Below are 555 nucleotides of genomic sequence, written 5' to 3' on the forward strand. Positions count from 1 at the left end.
CGGAGCATCCGCCTCCTTCGCACTGCGGTGGGCACGGGTGGGTCGCGGAAAGTCCTGGGATGTCCAACTCCCGTACGAGACATGAGGTTTGGCGTGATTCGCCACCAGACGGAGGTGCCTTTTGCGTTGCCTGTCGTTGCGCCGGACCGACCTCACCGCCTCGCTCGTCGTCTTCCTCGTCGCCGTGCCGCTGTGCGTGGGGGTCGCCGTCGCCTCCGGCGTACCGGCCGAACTCGGTCTGGTCACCGGCATCGTCGGCGGGCTCGTGGCGGGAGCGCTCCCCGGCAGCAGCCTGCACGTCAGCGGCCCGGCGGCCGGGCTCACGGTGCTCGTGTACGAAGCCGTGCAGCGGTACGGCGTCGGGGCCCTGGGGGTGCTGGTGCTGGCCGCCGGGTCGGTGCAGGTGGCGATGGGCGCGCTGCGGCTCGGGCGGTGGTTCCGCGTCTCGGTCGCGGCCGTGCAGGGGATGCTCGCCGGGATCGGGCTGGTGCTGGTGACCGGGCAGGTCTACGCGATGGCCGACGCCCGGGCGCCCTCGGGCGGGGTGACGAAGGT

The 555-nt window shown here is 72.8% G+C and carries 1 protein-coding gene; it reads left to right on the top strand.

Annotated elements, in window-relative coordinates; genetic code table 11:
* Positions 1-136 precede the first annotated feature (136 nt).
* A partial coding sequence (locus E2E34_RS34970) for a SulP family inorganic anion transporter (protein ID WP_341870251.1) occupies positions 137-555 on the top strand: 419 nt, incomplete at its 3' end.

The organism is Streptomyces albidochromogenes, assembly GCF_005981925.1.
Lineage (GTDB): Bacteria > Actinomycetota > Actinomycetes > Streptomycetales > Streptomycetaceae > Streptomyces > Streptomyces albidochromogenes.